Raw genomic sequence first — 425 nt, forward strand, 5'->3', positions numbered from 1 at the left:
GCATAGGCGCGGATCTCTTCGGGCGCGGCCTCCCAGCGCAGCCACTCGCCAAAATTCGGCTGAGCCGGGAATTGCGCGCGCAACGCTTGCCAGCGCAGCGGCCAGTCACTGCGGCCGAGATAGGCGGCCAGACCCGGCGCCAGTCGCGGCAGTGCGCCGATCGGGCCGACGAGTTGCGGCGGGACCAGCACGGCGCCGCTGAAGGCGGGGCCGCCGAAGAACTTCGAGCCGGTCAGCAGCACCATGAAGCCGCGGTCGAGATAGCTGGCGAGCCGCTGGCTGCCGAGCCGTGCCTGGCAGGCATCGATCACGATCTGCACCCGTCCCGGCCAGCGTGCGGCGATCTCGTCGAGGCAGCGGTCGCCGGGCGCCGCGTAGCCCAGCTTGGAGCAGTCCATCGCTTCCAGCATCACCCGGGCGCCCTG

General features: G+C 71.5%; 1 pseudogene. It reads right to left on the reverse strand.

Features of this window, described 5'->3' with window-relative positions:
* Positions 1 to 425: pseudogene (locus tag DY467_RS25710) on the reverse strand (hypothetical protein); the annotation flags it as partial.

Source organism: Rhodopseudomonas sp. BR0G17 (assembly GCF_010907025.1).
GTDB lineage: Bacteria > Pseudomonadota > Alphaproteobacteria > Rhizobiales > Xanthobacteraceae > Rhodopseudomonas > Rhodopseudomonas palustris_H.